We start from the raw sequence: 15,608 nt of genomic DNA on the forward strand, positions 1-15,608 counted from the left end.
CGTGTCGGTCGCCGTGGTCACGGACTCCACCGCGCACCTGCCCGAAGGCTTCGCCGAGCGGCACGCGGTGCGGGTGGTGCCTCTGCATGTCCTGGTAGACGGTGTCAGTTCGTTGGACGGTGTCGCCATGGGCCCGGCCGCGCTCGCGGAAGCGCTGGGCGAGCACAAGATCATCACGACCTCCCGGCCCACGCCCGCGGAGTTCGCCGCCGAGTTCCGAGCCGCACTCGATGCGGGTTCGGACGCGGTGGTCTCGATCCACCTGTCCAGCGAGCTGTCCGGCACCTGGGAGGCCGCGGTGATCGCGGCCGAGGAGGTGGGTTCCGACCGGATTCGGGTGGTCGATTCCCGTACCACGGCAATGGGTTTGGGTTTTTCCGCACTGCACGCGGCGGCCGTCGCGGCAAGCGGTGCCGGCCCCGCCGAGGTGGAAGCCGCGGCAGTGGACGCCGCCAGGCGTTCCTCGACACTGTTCGTCGTCGAGACGCTCGAACACCTGCGTCGCGGCGGGCGGATCGGATCCGCGGCCGCGCTGTTCGGCACCGCCCTGGCGGTGAAACCGGTGCTGCACATGTCCGAAGGACGGATCCTGCCGCTGGAGAAGGTCCGCACGATGAACCGGGCGATGGACAGACTGGTCGAGCTGTCCGTGCGTGCCGCCGGTACCGGGCCGGTCGAACTGGCGGTACACCACCTCGCCTCGCCGGAACGAGCAGTCGAGCTGGCGAACCGGCTGGAGGAAGCGATTCCGGGCTGCGGCGGCGGGTGCGTGGTCTCCGAAATCGGTGCGGTGATCGGCGCGCACACCGGTCCCGGAGTGCTCGGCGTGGTCGTGCAGCGGGCCGCGGGTGAGTGAGCCCGCATCTCGGGACTTCCGAATCTCGCCACGTAGTGCCACACGCGTTTGAGCGCCTGTTCGTCGTGCTTCCCGGACCGGGAGGCGGTGCCGAGTACCGCCGGATCGAGCCGCCCGTCCTGTGCGAGGGAGAGGCCGAGCGTGACGAATTCCGCGCCCCGGTACGTCGGATGGCGGCGGAGTTCCGCAACGGCAAGCGTGAAACCGCCGTGCCATTCGATCGGGCAGCCGAGCCGCAGCGCGGAGTTCTCCGTCGGAGTGCCCCGATGAACCGGATCGAGCACGAGCGCCTCGACATCCCGGCGCAGATCCAGGCCGCCGTGTACGTGCGCCTCCACGTAATCGTCCAAGGGGTCTTTGTCGTCTGCTGCAGCCTGCGCGATCAAGGGTGAGAGCCGGGCGGAAACCCCGAAATTCGTGGGTTCGAACACGCTGTCCGGATAGCAGAACGTGGTCCGAGCCAAGGTATGTGCGGCCAGCCGGAAGTGCGCCGAGCCGAATCGCGGCGAGCCGCCGACCCGACGTGCGCGGAAATTGAACGCACCGTAGACCGGCCGATCCGCCGGTGGCGCATTGTCGTAGGCGCCGGCGAAGATCCGGCTTTCCCAGCGCCACCGGTCGCCACCGGGATACGCGGTCAGCCCACCGTTGCCGGTACCGGTTTCGAACTGCGAGCGGTATCGGCCATCGTCGGCCATGCGGTCGAGGATCGGTACGCCGCCGGCGAGCCGATCCGGGTGGAAGTGCAGGGTTACCCGCCAGGCCGGTTCCACCGGTTCGCCTGCGGACTGTGCGGTGACGTGAGTGAGTGCCCGTGCTGAAGGAGATGGCATGGAAGCCATAGTGCACGCCGGTCCTGAAGAACCAAGGCGATTAATGGCTTCGGGGGCCGAGTTGTCCACAAGGGGTGGGTTGTCCACAGCCCCCGCGGAACTTGCTCGCCGACGGCCGGTCCAGCCGCTAGCGTCGATCGTGTGTTCGAGCAATCCGCCCGTGATCCGGGCACTCCCGTCAACGCCAGGCTCGCCTGGCTGGCCGACCAGCTGGCCGCGGGCCCGCAGACGGTCGGGCCCGGTGGTCGGCTCGTCCGCCGCTGGCTGCCCGGGGGCAACGACCCCGGGCACCCCGGCCTGCCCGCGATCTTCGGCCGTCGAGGCGTGCTCGTCGGCATTTCCGCAGCGCTCGCTGCCGTGGTCGTGGTGGTCGGCTTCGTGGTGTTCGGCGGATCTCCAGCGGCGGAGGTAGCCCCGCCGCTGCCAAGTGCTCGTGCTCAGGGGCACGAAGCGGGTGCGGCGTCCTCATCGTCGGCGGCGAAACTCGTCGTCAGCGTCATTGGGCGAGTACGGAATCCGGGGCTCGTCACGGTTCCGCCCGGTTCGCGGGTGGCCGACGCACTGCGCTCGGCGGGCGGCGCGGTCCCGGGCATCGATCTTTCCGGTCTCAATCTGGCGCGCAAGCTCACCGACGGCGAACAGCTCGCGGTCGGCCTGCCGGCGGCCCAGGCCGCTCCGGCAGGCGCCGGGGCTGCGCCCGGCAAGATCGACCTGAACTCCGCGACGCCCGAACAGCTCGACACCCTTCCCGGAGTCGGCGAGGTCACAGCGCGGCGCATCATCGACTGGCGTACCCAGCACAGCGGTTTCACCAGCGTCGAGCAGCTTCGCGAGGTCGACGGTATTGGGGAGAGTAAGTTTGAGAAGTTGCGCGCGCAAGTGGTGGTCGGATGACGATCACCAGCCGCTCGGACCCGCAGATGAATTCCTGGCGTGATCACGATTTCCGCCTCGTTCCGGCGGCGGTGGCGGGATGGGCGGGTGCACTTGGCGGACTACAGCTCGGCTGGTGGGTCGCGGTTCTCACCGGAGCGCTCGCGGCAGTCGTGGCGCTGGTCCTGCTGATCTGCGGTCGTCGGCGGTTCGTCGGTGCCGGGGGAGCGTTGCTGCTCCTCGGATTGGTCGCTGCGATCCCCACCGCGGCGCGTATTCACGACGCGGAACACGATCCTCTCGCGTCAGCCGCTGTCCGCGGAACCGCCGCGTTGCTCCGGATCGAGGTCAGCGAGCGTCCGCGGCCCATTCACAGAGCGGGTTACGCCGATCAGCAAGCCGGTGCTCGGTCAGTCGCCGTCCCCGCGGTAGTGGAAGCGGCCACTGTGGACGGTCAGGCAGTCGACTCGACGGGGCGGGTACTCCTGCTCGCGCCGGTAGCGGGATGGGGAGCGTTGCTGCCCGGCCAAGAGGTGACGGCCACCGGGCGGCTCAGCTCCGCACGGGGCGGCGATCTGACGGCGGCGGTGCTCTCCGTGCGCGACCGACCCGTAGACGTCGGTCCGGCGCCATGGTGGCAACGCGCGGCGGAGACATTGCGGAGCGGGCTGCACTCGTTGTGCTCCGTGTTGCCCGAGGAACCGGCCGGCTTGCTGCCCGGTCTCGTCATCGGCGACACCAGCGCGCTGCCGCAACAGGTGGAGCAAGAGTTCACTGCCTCGGGTCTCACCCATTTGATGGCTGTGAGCGGTGGCAACGTTGCGATTATCTGTGGCGCGGTACTGCTGTTGTGCAGGTTACTGCGCGCCGGGCCGAGATTGTCCGCAGTAGCCGCCGGTGTATGTCTGCTCGGCTTCCTGGTGCTGGTGGGACCGGAGCCGAGTGTGGTGCGGGCCGGGATGATGGGCGCTGTCGGGCTGCTCGCGCTGGCGTTGGGGCGCCGTGGCTCCGCACTGCCCGCGCTCTCGTTCGCGGTGTGTGTGCTCGTCGGATGGGACCCGGCGATGGCGGCGGACTTCGGGTTCGCATTGTCGGTGTTCGCCACCGCCGGGCTGGTGCTGATCGCGCCGAAGTGGGCGGATTCCTTGGCCCGCCGAGGGATTCCGCCGGGTTACGCGGAAGGTCTTGCGGTCCCGCTGGCCGCGTTCGTGGTCACCGCGCCGGTGATCGCCGGGATGGCAGGCACGGTCAGCCTGGTCTCGGTGCTCACGAATGTGCTTGCTGCACCGGTGGTCGCGCCGGTCACTGTGCTGGGAGTGCTGGCCACCGTCGTCGGGCCGTGGTGGAGCGGTGCCGGGCACTTGTTGATCCGGCTGGCAGATCCTGAGGCGCGGTGGCTGATCACTGTGGCTCGCCACGGTGCGCGCGCACCTGGCGCCGTGCTCGGCTGGCCGGGTGGCTGGCTTGGGGGTCTGTGGGCGGCCGGACTGATGATCCTCGCCGTGGTGGCGCTGCGATTCCGGCGTCTGCGAGTGTTCGTGGCGGTCGGGCTGGTGGTGGTGCTCTTGGCGGTGGTGCCTGCCCGGGTGCTGGAGCTCGGCTGGCCGCCGAAGGACTGGGCCGCAGTCGAATGCGACGTCGGACAGGGGGACGCCCTCGTATTGGCGACCGGAGAACCCGGGCGTGCGGTGGTGGTCGACACCGGGCCGGAACCGGGGCCGGTCGACGAATGCCTGAACCGGCTCGGTGTGGACCGGGTGCCGCTGATCGTGTTGAGCCACCTGCACGCCGACCATGTGGGCGGGCTCTCGTCGGTGTTCGAGGGGAGAGCCGTCGGCGCGGTCGCGGTCGGGCCGGGGCGGGCGCCTGCGTGGGCATGGCAGCAGGTCTCGGCCGAGGCCGCGAAGCACCGGGTACCGCTGGTGGAGTTGAACCAGGGCCGGCGGCTCGACTGGCCGGGCTTGTCTCTCGACGTGCTCGGGCCGCGTTACGCGACTACCAGATCGCCTGCCCTCCAGGATGGCACGATGATCAACAACAGCTCAGTGGTGCTGCGCGCCACCACGTCTGCCGGCCGGGTGCTGCTGAGCGGGGACGTCGAACTGGCCGCGCAGGCGGACTTGCTGGCCGGGGGAGTGGACCTGACCGCGGATGTGCTCAAGGTGCCGCACCACGGTTCGAAATACTCCGTGCCGCAGTTCCTTGCTGCGGTAAGGCCGCGCGCGGCGTTGATCAGCGTCGGTGCGGGCAATGGATATGGGCATCCCAGCAAGTCCACAGTGGACGTTCTGGGGGCGTTGGGTGCGCTGATCACCCGGACCGACGTCGACGGGGACACCGCGGTACTTCCCGGCGACGGTGGGCCTGTCGTCGCGCGCAGGGGTGAGCCACGGGGACCACCGCACTAGCTGCTGCCAGTGCCGGTGGCGTGCCGGTTCGTGTCCGGTCACCGAACGGCGGCGACCGGATACGACCGGACCGTCGTGTCAGTAGCCGAGTGCCTTGCTCACGGCCTCCGTGGACGGCGGCACCGTCGCCTTCGGGCCGAGGTGGTTCTCCACCGCGTCGAGGGTCTTGAGGCCGTCGCCGGTGATCAGGAGCACCGTCTCCGCGTCCGGGTCGAGCTTGCCGGTCTCCAGCAGCTTCTTCGCGGTGGCGACGGTGACCCCGCCCGCGGTCTCGGTGAAGATGCCTTCGGTGCGCGCGAGCAGCCGGATGCCCTCCACGACCTCCTCGTCGGTGACGTCCTCGATCGCGCCGCCGGTGCGGTGGACCACGTCGAGCACGTAGGGGCCGTCGGCCGGGTTGCCGATCGCGAGCGAACGGGCGATGGTGTCCGGCTTCACCGGCTGGACCACGTCGTGCCCGTTGCGGAACGCCGTCGACACCGGGGAGCAGCCGGTGGCCTGGGCGCCGAACACCTTGTACGGGCTGGCTTCCACGAGGCCGAGCTGACCGAACTCGCGGAAACCCTTGTCCACCTTGGTCAGCTGGGAACCGGAGGCGATGGGCACCACGATCTGTTCCGGCAGGCGCCAGCCGAGCTGTTCGGCGACCTCGAAGCCGAGCGTCTTCGAGCCCTCGGAGTAGTACGGGCGGACGTTGACGTTCACGAACGCCCACTTCGGGTGCTCGGCGGCCAACTCAGTGGCGAGGCGGTTCACGTCGTCGTAATTGCCGTCGACAGCGATCAGGTCGCCGTCGTAGACCGCGGTGGTGAGGATCTTGGCACGTTCGAGGCTCTTCGGGATCAGCACGACCGACCGCCAGCCGGCGCGCGCGGCGGCGGCCGCGGTCGCGTTGGCCAGGTTGCCGGTCGAGGGACACGCGAGGACCTCGAAGCCGAACTCGCGGGCCGCGGCGAGTGCCACCGCGACCACACGGTCCTTGAACGAGTGGGTGGGGTTGCCGGTGTCGTCCTTGACCCACACGGTCTTCAGGCCGAGTGCCTTGGCAAGCCGGTCGGCGCGCACGAGCCGGGTACCGCCCGGTTCGGTGTTCGGGATCTGCTCGACGGTCGAGGGGACGGGAAGGAGTTTCTTGTAGCGCCAGATGTTCTTCGGGCCCGCCTCGATGTCCTCACGGCGTACGCGGCCGAAGTCGTAGGCCACCTCAAGCGGTGAGAAGTCCTCCGCGGACACGAATTCCGGGGCGAGCGGCTGCCGGTGTCCCTCTTCCTTCGACACCAGCTCGACGGCGGGGCCGAGATCGAGCGTGGTGCGGGCGGGGTCCGTGCCGAGGGATGCGGTCATCGCGAGGTTCCTTTCCTCATCTGTCCCGCCATGGCGGGCCGGAATTGGCACCGTGTTCGTCAGCTATCCCGCGATCGCGGGATGACAGGCTGTACGCCGGTTGCCGGGGCTTCGTCGGGCCGTTCCCTCTGCCCCTCTGGATGAGCGGTATTCAGTTGTGGGCGCACCGCAGTGGATGTGGATGCCGCCTGGGCCACACCGTACGGCACACCGATCACCTCGTGCCATGGAGGCGGTCCAGATCACCGGAGCGGGCGGACTGCCGGCCGGGTGAGAGGATGGCCGGGTGACCACCGCACCCGCGCCGCTGCACCTCGTCACGGGCGAGGAAGAACTGCTCATCGAACGGGCCGTGCGCGCCGCGCTGGACGCGGCGCGGGCCGCCGATCCGACGGCCGACCTGACCCGGATTCGGGTGTCTGAACTCACACCGCCCGAACTGGCCGAACTGGTCAGCCCCTCGCTGTTCGCGGAGGGGCGGGTGATCGTGCTGGAGTCGGCGCAGGACATTTCGCAGGACCTGTCCGACGCGGTGCTCGCCTACCTGAAGGCCCCGGCGGAGGGGGTGGTGCTGGTGGTCGTGCACAGCGGCGGCGGGCGCAGCAAGGCGGCCAAAGTGCTGCCGGGCGCGCTGAAGAAGGCAGGCGCGGAGATCACCGAATGCCCGAAGCTCACCAAACCCGCCGAACGGGAATCGTTCGTACGCAACGAAGTCCGCCGTGCGGGCGGGAAGATCGACCCAGCGGGCGTGTCGGCTCTGCTCGACTCCGTCGGCTCCGACCTGCGCGAGCTGTCCTCGGCGGCGACCCAGCTGGTCGCGGATACCGGCGGCGTGATCGACGAGCAGGCGGTACGCCGCTACCACACCGGCCGCGCCGACGTGACCGGGTTCGCGGTGGCGGAGAAGGCCGTGGCCGGTGACCGAGCCGCCGCGCTGGAATCGCTGCGCTGGGCGATGCAGCTGGGCGTCCCGCACGTGCTGGTCGCCGACGCGCTGGCCGACGCCGTCCGCACCATCGCGCGGGTGTCCGCCGCCGGGCGCGGCAACCCGAACCAGATGGCCGGCGAGCTCGGCATGCCGCCGTGGAAGATCCGCAAGGCACAGGGCCAGTCCCGGGGCTGGGGCCAGGATGGCCTTGCCACCGCGATGCGCGTCGTGGCCAGGCTGAACGCCGAGGTGAAAGGCGCCGCCGCGGACGCGGACTACGCCCTGGAACGAGCCGTCGTCGAGGTGGTCGTCGCGAGGGGCGACCGCTGAACCCCGATCGTCCGGCGCCGTCGTCCGGCGCGGTGGCGTGGCCGCGTTCCCTGGTCATCCGGAGGGTATGCGGCAGGTACCGAAGACCGGATCGGTCGAAGGCGGCGGGTTCCGGCGCAAGAACTGCGGTCGTCCGGGGAACGGGGTCCCGGTCCAGGACGTGAGACCGGGTGCATGACGCGGCGGTGGGGGTGCTGTTCCACGCGACCCTGCGTGTGCTGTGAGTCCTTCGGGTGGCAGACGGAACGCAGGTCGTGGGACATCGCAGCACGAACGGTGCGGGCAGGCCGTTGACGGGTAGGACCAGGACGAGGTTGCGTGGCCCGAGGTCACCTGGGCATACGAAAAGGCCCGGCGACCGAGGTCACCGGGCCTTCAGGCGAACCGGCTCAGAGCTGGTTCGCGCGCTTCGCGATCGCCGACTTCTTGTTCGCGGCCTGGTTGGCGTGGATGACGCCCTTGGTGACCGCCTTGTCGAGCTTGCGAGCGGCCTCGCGCTGCAGCTCGAGGGCCTTGTCCTTGTCGCCGGACTCGGCGGCCTCGCGGAACTTGCGGATCGCGGTCTTCACCGAGGACCGGATCGCCAGGTTGCGCTGCCGCGCCTTCTCGTTCGTGGTGATGCGCTTGATCTGCGACTTGATATTGGCCATGGAGGCGTCCTCTTTCACTCGATGAAGGTCGTCACCGCGACGTACTGGCTCCGGCAGCGCCCGCGAAGGCGACCGGGTTTCCTCCCTGACGGAATGCCGCACGGCGACGAAGGGAAAGCTTAACAGCCCAGCTCGGCGGCCCTGCGAGGTGCCCGGATTTCCTTCGGCCCGGATCTTGGGGCTGGCAGTCGTCCGATACGCCCTTGCCGCCTCGGTTACGGTGGTATCCGGTAGTGCCTAGGGTTCCGTCGCCGGGCCGTCGTCCGTCTTGTGCGGGCGCTGTGACAACGAGGTCCGGCGGGGCTGGTCCGAGCGGCACCGTCGGCCGGGCAGGGTGCCGGTCGTTCATCTGACGGGACAAAAGCCTGGAGGAACCCGGTCTTCGGCATGCGCCCAAGACCAGAAGGGTTCTCGTGAACGGCACTGCTCTGTCCATGGTCCTCGCCGCCGCGGTCGTGCACGCGGTCTGGAATCTCGCGGCCAAGCGGGTTTCCGGCGGGGGTGCGCAGTTCGTCTGGCTGTACTACACGGTTTCCGCAGTCCTCTTGCTGCCGTTCGTGGTGGTGGCGCTGGTCGTCGAGCCGGAGCGTCCACAGTGGAGCTGGCTGGGGGCGGCGCTCGTCACCGCGGTGCTCCATGTCGGGTACGGGATCGTGCTGCAGCGCGGCTACCACGTCGGCGATCTGTCGCTCGTGTACCCGCTCGCGCGCGGGACCGGGCCGCTGTTGTCGGTGCTCGTGGCGGTTCTCCTCTTGCACGAGAGGCCCGGCGTGCTTGGGCTGATCGGGGCGGTCCTCGTGGTGGCGGGAGTACTCGTGATCAGTCTCGGCGGCAGCCACGCGGGCGAAGAGGCACGGCGGGCAGGCGTGTTCTACGGCGTGCTCACTGGTGCCATGATCGCGGCGTACACGCTTTGGGACGCGCAGTCGGTCACGACGGTGGGCGTGCCGCCGCTCGTCTACTTCGGTGGTGGAGCGCTCCTACAGAGCGTGCTGCTGGCGCCAACGGCCGTACGTGGCCGAGTCGAGGTCGGACGGCTGTGGCGGGAGCATCGTCGCGAGGTGCTGGTCGTCGGGGTTGCTTCGCCGTTGGGGTACCTGCTGGTGCTGTACGCGCTGCAGATCGCGCCGGTGAGCCTCGTTGCGCCTGCGCGGGAGCTGTCGATCGTCTTCGGCGGGGTTGCAGCGTGGCTGCTGCTGGGGGAGCGCAACGCGGTGCGCCGGCTGGTCGGCTCGGTCGTGGTGCTGGCCGGGATCGCTGCGATTGCGGTGGCCTGAACCACTCCGGTAGGCATGCAGCCATGGAAGTACTGAGCAGCCGGATGCTGATCCACCCGCGTGATCCGCAGGTCTCGACGGCCTTCTATCGCGACACTCTCGGCCTGGCCGTCGAGCGCGAATTCCCTGGTGGCACGCGGTTCTTCGCCGGCGGCGGCTCGATCGAGGTGGTCGGCTCCGGGCAGACCGCGCCGAGCCCGGACGTGAACCTGTTCCTGCAGGTCCGCGACCTGCCCGCGGTGCTCGCCGACCTGGCCGCCCGTGGGGTCGAGCCGGTGCGCGGGCCTCAGCGCGAGCCGTGGGGGACGGACGAGGCGTGGATCACCGATCCGGACGGTCTGCGGATCGTGCTCGTCGAAGTCCCCGAAGATCACCCGTTGCGCCGCGACAGCCGTTAGCCCGGCTTACGCGCTCGCAGTTGCGCGGCCAGCGCGGTGAAGCCCGGCGGCTCCCAGGTCCAGGTCTGCAGGTCGGTGAAGCCCGCTTCGGCGGCTTCGTCGGCCAGTTCGTGACGGGTAACCGACAGGAGCTTTTCGTGCGCAGACAGCAACAGCCGTCCGCCGGGGCGCAGCACGCGGAACAGCTCGGCGAACGCGGCCGGCCGGTCGTCCCACAGCTGGACGTTGTTCACCGTGAGTATGACGTCCACGCTGGCGTCCGCGGATCCGGTGTGTGCGGCCGTGCCGGCACGCAGTTCGACCCGGTCGCCGCAGCGGACACGGCACAGTTCGCGCATCTCGCCGGATGGCTCGACGCCGATCACCTTGCCGGCCAGCCGGCTCGCGGCGTCCAGGCCGAGCCCTGGTCCGGGGCCGGTGACCAGCACCGTTTCGTCGGGTTCGAGCTGGGCGAGGTCGACGATGCGCTGCTCGGTGGCCGCGTTGGCGAACGCCATCAGCCTGCCGCCGATGCGGCCGAGCAGGCCGCTCGGGTGGCCGAACGCCCGGTCCACCGCGGCGCCGGGGGAGGGTGAAGTGGTCATACTTCGAGGTCACCACGAGCGCCGTGGCCCCGCATCGGGGATGACCCCCACCCGCACCCGGAGGTCCATGGGAACATGGGAGCCGGACACTTCCGACCAGCCCGAGGACAGCCCGAGTGACAGCGCCCAAGACGTTCGCCGACACCACCTTCACGCCGCCGGAGTTCATCCGCAACTTCTGCATCATCGCCCACATCGACCACGGCAAGTCGACGCTGGCCGACCGGATGCTGCAGCTGACCGGCGTCGTCGAGGAGCGGGCCATGCGCGCGCAGTACCTCGACCGCATGGACATCGAGCGGGAACGCGGCATCACGATCAAGGCCCAGAACGTCCGGCTGCCGTGGCAGGTCGGCGGGGTCGATCACGTGCTGCACCTGATCGACACGCCCGGTCACGTCGACTTCACCTACGAGGTCTCCCGCGCGCTCGAAGCGTGCGAGGGCGCGATCCTGCTGGTCGACGCCGCGCAGGGGATCGAGGCCCAGACGCTGGCGAACCTGTACCTGGCGCTGGAGAACGACCTGCACATCATCCCGGTGCTGAACAAGATCGACCTGCCCTCGGCGGATCCGGAGAAGTACGCCGCGGAGATCGCGCACATCATCGGCTGCGAGCCCTCGGACGTGCTGCGCGTGTCGGCCAAGACCGGCGTGGGCGTGGCCGAGCTGCTGGACGAGTGCGTGCGCCAGGTCCCGGCGCCGGTCGGCGACGCGGACGCGCCCGCACGGGCGATGATCTTCGACTCGGTCTACGACACCTACCGCGGCGTGGTCACCTACATCCGCGTGGTGGACGGGAAGATCACCCCGCGCGAGAAGATCCGGATGATGTCCACCGGGGCCACGCACGAGCTGCTCGAGGTCGGCATCATCTCGCCGGAGCCGAAGGTCAGCAAGGGGCTCGGCGTCGGCGAGGTCGGCTACCTGATCACCGGCGTGAAGGACGTGCGCCAGTCGAAGGTCGGCGACACCGTGACCGCGGAGCGCAACGGCGCGAAGGAGCCGCTGGCCGGCTACCGCGAGCCGAAACCGATGGTGTTCTCCGGCCTGTACCCGGTGGACGGCTCGGACTACCCGGAGCTGCGTGAGGCGCTGGAGAAGCTGCAGCTCAACGACGCCGCGCTGACGTATGAACCGGAGACCTCGGTGGCGCTGGGCTTCGGCTTCCGCTGTGGCTTCCTCGGGTTGCTGCACCTGGAGATCACCCGCGACCGGCTGGAGCGCGAGTTCGGCCTCGACCTGATCTCGACCGCGCCGAACGTGGTGTACCGGGTGGTCCTGGAGGATCGCAGCGAGCTGGTGGTCACCAACCCGTCGGACTGGCCGACCGGGCTGAAGATCTCCGAGGTGCACGAGCCGGTGTCGAAGGTGAGCATCCTCGCGCCCTCGGAGTTCGTCGGCACGATCATGGAGCTGTGCCAGGCGAAGCGCGGCACCCTGCAGGGCATGGACTACCTGTCCGAGGACCGGGTGGAGCTGCGGTACACGATCCCGCTCGCGGAGATCATCTTCGACTTCTTCGACACGCTGAAGTCGCGCACCCGCGGGTACGCCTCGCTCGACTACGAGGAGTCCGGCGAGCAGGCGGCCGACCTGGTGAAGGTGGACATCCTGCTGCAGGGCGAGACGGTGGACGCGTTCTCGGCGATCGTGCACAAGGACGCCGCCTACGCCTACGGCAACCGGATGGCCACGCGGCTGCGCGAGCTGATCCCGCGCCAGCAGTTCGAGGTGCCGATCCAGGCCGCGATCGGTTCGCGGATCATCGCGCGCGAGACGATCCGCGCCATCCGCAAGGACGTGCTCGCCAAGTGCTACGGCGGGGACATCTCGCGGAAGCGGAAGCTGCTGGAGAAGCAGAAGGAAGGCAAGAAGCGGATGAAGACCGTCGGCCGGGTCGAGGTCCCGCAGGAGGCCTTCGTCGCCGCACTGTCCACTGAGGACAGTGGGAAGGGTAAGAAGTAATCCACTTTCGGGTGAACGGCGGCTCCGGGTGCTCCGGGGCCGCCGTTTCTGTCGGTGCTCTCTGGTGTGCTCTGGTGCGAACAGGGAAAGGAGAGCACCATGACGGTCATGACGGACATCGAGCATCCGGCCGGAGCAGGTCCTATGACGGTGCGCGACCTCGAGGGGATGCCGGAAGATGGCCGCCGTTACGAACTCATCGACGGAGTACTCGTCGTGAGCCCCGCTCCGGGTTTCCGGCACCAGAAGATCGCCTATCGGCTTTTCGGTGTACTGGACGCGACCTGCCCGGAGGGGCTGGACGTTCTCGGGGCGCCGTTCGCGGTCCATTCCGGGGATCGGGTCGAGCTGCAGCCGGATGTCCTGGTGGGGCGGAGCGAGGACTTCACCGAAAAGGATCTGCCCGCGCCGCCCGTGCTCGCGGTCGAGGTGCTGTCCCCGAGTACGGCCATCCACGACCTCAACACGAAGAAAGCCGTCTACCAGCGGCTGGGTGTGCCGAGCTACTGGGTGATCGATCCGGCGGAGCCGGCGATCACCGCGTTCGAACTCGACAGCGACGGGTGCTACGAGCAGGTCGCCAAGGCGGCCGGAGCCGAGCCATTCGACGCGGTACGGCCGTTCCCGGTGCGGCTGGTGCCGGACGCACTGCTCGGACGGACGGGGCGGTGACCGGTCGGGTGCAGTGGTGATCGGGTGAGTCCGGCTGGGTCGGGGTGGCTCTGCCGGGGTGGGTGCTGGTGGGTGAGCTGGGTTGGCGACGGGTGGACGGGATGGCGGTCGGCTGGGTGAAGCGGTGACTGGGTGGGCAACTGGCGAGGGGTGGTGACAGGCAGGCTGGGTGGTGACGGCGTGGTGGCTGAGCAGGCCGGGTGGCGATGGGGGATGACGCGGTGGGTAGGCAGGCGGCGATGGGATGGGAGGTGGGCGTGACGAAGCCGGGGTGGGCGTGACGAAACTGAAGGTGGACGTGACCAAGCCGAGGTGGGAGCGACAAAGCTGATAGGTGGTGATGCGGGCGGGTTGGGTGGTGATCGGGTAGCCGGACGGTGATCGACTTGGCGGGTGGAAATTGACGTCGGTCGGTCGGCGCGTCCGGTTGAGGCTCCCGTGTGCACCCGGCTCAGGGCTGGGTGGCGAAACGGTGGACTTGCCGGTTTGGTGTGCCGTGGAAGGGGCCGTTTTGTGCGCTGCGGTGCGGCATCGAGCCTTCAGTGAACCGCAAGTCCGGCGGCGGCATCGAGCCGTCCACGAACCGGGAGTCCGGCGGCGCACTCGGGCGGCGCCGCGGCGGCCCGGCCGGGCGGGGCCGGTGTCAGCTCACGCCGGTGATCCGGTCCGTGGTGACGAAGACCGCGGCGCGGCGTTCGGTGGCCATCACGCGGTCGTACTCGGGCCAGTTGTCGTGGGTGCCGGTGGCGGACTTGAACACCCCGCGCAGCAGGGCAGGCAGGTCGGTGGCGGGGAAGGCCGGATCCGGATCGTCCGGACCGAGGATGTGGGTACGGCCGGTGACCGAGGCCCAATGCCAGCCGCGGCGGAAGGTCACGGTCGCGTGGCCGGTGCGGCGGAGCAGGGTGAGTTTGCGGGCGTCACCGCGGGCGACGAAGGCGACGCACGGTGCGCCGGTCACCGGGTCGGAGTGGATTCCGGCGTTGACGACGCTGCTGTGCACAGTGCCGTCGGCGCGGGTGGTCGAGATGGTCGCGAGGCCGTTCTCCTGGAGGGACAGCGCGCGTACTTCAGCCAGATCTGAGGTCATGGTCCTTCTCAACGCCCGAGGGGTGCGAAATCTGCCGGGGTTAGGCTTGGGGGATGTTCGAAGATCTCGAGTTTCCGGTGATCGCGGCGCCGATGGCCGGTGGGCCGAGCACTCCGGAGCTGATTGGTGCGGTGACCGCGGCTGGTGGGCTCGGGTTTCTGCCCGCGGGATACCTCGTGGCCAAGACGTTCGACGCCAAGCTCGCGCACACGGCTGAACTCACCGACGGCCGTTACGGAGCGAACCTCTTCGTCCCCGGCAGCCGCTCCAGCGCCGATCTGACCGGGCACCGGGAGCGGATGCGGGCAGAGGCGCTGAAGTACGGCGTCGAGCCTGGTGAGCCAGTGTGGGACGACGACGAGTACGCCGCGAAACTCGATCTGGTCGTGCAGCGGCGGGTCCCGCTCGTCTCGTTCACCTTCGGTGCGCCGGCCGCGGCCGAGGTGCAGCGGGTGCAGGAGGCGGGCGGCCGGGTGCTGGTTTCGGTGACGACCCCGGACGAGGCCGGTCTCGCCGCCGCGCGGGGTGCGGACGCGCTGGTGGTCCAAGGGCTGGAAGCCGGTGGGCACCGTGCGTTGTTCACCGACGACCCGGCGAATCCGGCCGGCGGCGAGCAATACGGTTTGCTCGCGTTGCTCCGGCTGATCCAGGCGCGCACGGACCTTCCGCTGGTCGCTTCGGGCGGGCTGGTGCACGGCGCGGACGTGGCGGCGGTGCTCGCCGCCGGTGCCGCGGCCGCGCAGCTGGGTACGGCGTTCCTGCGGGCCACCGAAGCGGGGACGGCGGCGCCGCAGCGTGGAGCCCTGGCGGAAGGCGGCCGGCAGACGGCCTTCACCCGGGCGTTCAGCGGACGTCCGGCCCGCGGCATGGTGAACCGCGTGCTCCGCGACCTGTCCGCGGACGCTCCGGCGGCCTACCCGCAGCTGCACCACTTGAGCAAGCCGGTGCGCGCGGCGGCCGGGCGTGCGGGGGACCCGGAGGCGATGTCCTTGTGGGCCGGGCAGACCTATGAACTCGCCGGCGAGGGTTCCGCCGCGTCCATTGTGGAACGTCTGCGCGCTGAGGCGACAGCGGCGGTCGGTCGGCTCGATCGGTTGCGCTGAAGTCCGAAAGCCCGACGTGGGGTGGGCAAGCTGCCCTGTCTGGTCGCTGAACCGGAGGGAAGGAGTAGGGGTGGGCGATCGTTTTGGGGAAGCAGGCTGTTCGGCTGGACCGGGATAGCTGCCCCGGGGAACCGAGGCGCGGCCGCACAGCGGGGCAGCCACCGGAGAATGCTGGCGGGTCGCCCAGGGGAACGGAGTGAGCCGCCCGGGAGAAGGAATTCGGGTTGTCCGGCTGGAATCGGAGAGGTCGCCGCGGCAGAGCCAGGTGGGCCGCGCGGCGGAAACGGGGCAGTCA

Annotated in this window: 13 protein-coding genes, 1 pseudogene and 1 riboswitch; of the genes and pseudogenes, 9 read left to right on the forward strand and 5 right to left on the reverse strand. The window is 69.7% G+C overall.

What is annotated here, in order from left to right; genetic code table 11:
- Window position 1 precedes the first annotated feature (1 nt).
- Entirely contained in the window at window positions 2-856 is an 855-nt protein-coding gene (locus D5S19_RS11665) for a DegV family protein (RefSeq protein WP_120023372.1), read from the forward strand.
- 14 nt (window positions 857-870) lie between these two features.
- On the opposite strand, the pseudogene D5S19_RS11670 reads toward D5S19_RS11665, so the two are convergent.
- A pseudogene (locus D5S19_RS11670) lies at window positions 871-1,689 on the reverse strand (DUF3626 domain-containing protein); the annotation flags it as partial.
- Window positions 1,690-1,830: 141 nt separating this feature from the next.
- Here D5S19_RS11670 and D5S19_RS11675 point away from each other — a divergent pair.
- Both D5S19_RS11675 and D5S19_RS11680 read left to right on the forward strand, forming a co-directional pair.
- Window positions 1,831-2,583, forward strand: coding sequence for a ComEA family DNA-binding protein (locus D5S19_RS11675; protein WP_120023373.1), 753 nt, complete (start codon window positions 1,831-1,833; stop codon window positions 2,581-2,583).
- A complete protein-coding gene (locus tag D5S19_RS11680) occupies window positions 2,580-4,970 on the forward strand; it encodes a ComEC/Rec2 family competence protein (protein WP_407641746.1) in 2,391 nt (796 codons plus the stop codon). Before D5S19_RS11675 ends, D5S19_RS11680 begins: the two co-directional genes overlap by 4 nt.
- Before the next feature lie 78 nt (window positions 4,971-5,048).
- On the opposite strand, the gene thrC is transcribed toward D5S19_RS11680, so the two are convergent.
- Window positions 5,049-6,314 (reverse strand): threonine synthase, encoded by a 1,266-nt coding sequence (gene thrC, locus D5S19_RS11685; protein ID WP_120023374.1) that lies wholly within the window; start codon window positions 6,312-6,314, stop codon window positions 5,049-5,051.
- 13 nt (window positions 6,315-6,327) lie between these two features.
- Window positions 6,328-6,461: riboswitch (SAM riboswitch) on the reverse strand.
- A 139-nt stretch (window positions 6,462-6,600) separates the two neighbouring features.
- Between thrC and holA the strand changes: the two genes are divergently transcribed.
- Window positions 6,601-7,572, forward strand: a complete 972-nt coding sequence (holA, locus tag D5S19_RS11690; RefSeq protein WP_120023375.1) for a DNA polymerase III subunit delta — start codon at window positions 6,601-6,603, stop codon at window positions 7,570-7,572.
- Window positions 7,573-7,961: 389 nt separating this feature from the next.
- Here the strand turns inward: holA and rpsT are convergent, their stop codons facing one another.
- Complete coding sequence (rpsT, locus tag D5S19_RS11695) at window positions 7,962-8,222, reverse strand: 30S ribosomal protein S20 (RefSeq protein ID WP_120023376.1); 261 nt, start codon at window positions 8,220-8,222, stop codon at window positions 7,962-7,964.
- 413 nt (window positions 8,223-8,635) lie between these two features.
- Here rpsT and D5S19_RS11700 point away from each other — a divergent pair, with 413 nt between their 5' ends.
- Both D5S19_RS11700 and D5S19_RS11705 read left to right on the forward strand, forming a co-directional pair.
- Window positions 8,636-9,499 (forward strand): DMT family transporter, encoded by an 864-nt coding sequence (locus D5S19_RS11700; RefSeq protein ID WP_199730450.1) that lies wholly within the window; start codon window positions 8,636-8,638, stop codon window positions 9,497-9,499.
- Window positions 9,500-9,522: 23 nt separating this feature from the next.
- Window positions 9,523-9,897, forward strand: a complete 375-nt coding sequence (locus D5S19_RS11705) for a VOC family protein (RefSeq protein WP_120023377.1) — start codon at window positions 9,523-9,525, stop codon at window positions 9,895-9,897.
- Here the strand turns inward: D5S19_RS11705 and D5S19_RS11710 are convergent.
- Window positions 9,894-10,481, reverse strand: a complete 588-nt coding sequence (locus D5S19_RS11710) for a class I SAM-dependent methyltransferase (RefSeq protein WP_120023378.1) — start codon at window positions 10,479-10,481, stop codon at window positions 9,894-9,896. The genes D5S19_RS11705 and D5S19_RS11710 overlap by 4 nt on opposite strands.
- Window positions 10,482-10,597: 116 nt before the next feature.
- Here D5S19_RS11710 and lepA point away from each other — a divergent pair, with 116 nt between their 5' ends.
- Window positions 10,598-12,448: a translation elongation factor 4 gene (gene lepA / locus D5S19_RS11715; RefSeq protein ID WP_120023379.1), complete on the forward strand. Its 1,851-nt coding sequence runs from the start codon at window positions 10,598-10,600 to the stop codon at window positions 12,446-12,448.
- A 99-nt stretch (window positions 12,449-12,547) separates the two neighbouring features.
- Complete coding sequence (locus D5S19_RS11720) at window positions 12,548-13,120, forward strand: Uma2 family endonuclease (RefSeq protein WP_120023380.1); 573 nt, start codon at window positions 12,548-12,550, stop codon at window positions 13,118-13,120.
- A gap of 643 nt (window positions 13,121-13,763) precedes the next feature.
- Here D5S19_RS11720 and D5S19_RS11725 read toward each other — a convergent pair.
- Window positions 13,764-14,210, reverse strand: coding sequence for a pyridoxamine 5'-phosphate oxidase family protein (locus tag D5S19_RS11725; RefSeq protein WP_120023381.1), 447 nt, complete (start codon window positions 14,208-14,210; stop codon window positions 13,764-13,766).
- Window positions 14,211-14,263: 53 nt separating this feature from the next.
- Between D5S19_RS11725 and D5S19_RS11730 the strand changes: the two genes are divergently transcribed.
- On the forward strand, window positions 14,264-15,313 hold the full coding sequence (locus D5S19_RS11730) for an NAD(P)H-dependent flavin oxidoreductase (RefSeq protein ID WP_120023382.1): 1,050 nt from the start codon (window positions 14,264-14,266) through the stop codon (window positions 15,311-15,313).
- Window positions 15,314-15,608 lie beyond the last annotated feature (295 nt).

Source organism: Amycolatopsis panacis (genome assembly GCF_003600245.1).
Classification (GTDB): domain Bacteria; phylum Actinomycetota; class Actinomycetes; order Mycobacteriales; family Pseudonocardiaceae; genus Amycolatopsis; species Amycolatopsis sulphurea.

Coding starts and splice junctions, on each gene's coding strand:
- D5S19_RS11680 (WP_407641746.1), top strand. CDS start 2,580: ATGACGATCACCAGCCGCTCGGACCCGCAGATGAATTCCTGGCGTGAT.
- D5S19_RS11705 (WP_120023377.1), top strand. CDS start 9,523: ATGGAAGTACTGAGCAGCCGGATGCTGATCCACCCGCGTGATCCGCAG.
- D5S19_RS11730 (WP_120023382.1), top strand. CDS start 14,264: ATGTTCGAAGATCTCGAGTTTCCGGTGATCGCGGCGCCGATGGCCGGT.
- D5S19_RS11710 (WP_120023378.1), bottom strand. CDS start 10,481: ATGACCACTTCACCCTCCCCCGGCGCCGCGGTGGACCGGGCGTTCGGC.
- rpsT (WP_120023376.1), bottom strand. CDS start 8,222: ATGGCCAATATCAAGTCGCAGATCAAGCGCATCACCACGAACGAGAAG.
- thrC (WP_120023374.1), bottom strand. CDS start 6,314: ATGACCGCATCCCTCGGCACGGACCCCGCCCGCACCACGCTCGATCTC.
- D5S19_RS11720 (WP_120023380.1), top strand. CDS start 12,548: ATGACGGTCATGACGGACATCGAGCATCCGGCCGGAGCAGGTCCTATG.
- D5S19_RS11725 (WP_120023381.1), bottom strand. CDS start 14,210: ATGACCTCAGATCTGGCTGAAGTACGCGCGCTGTCCCTCCAGGAGAAC.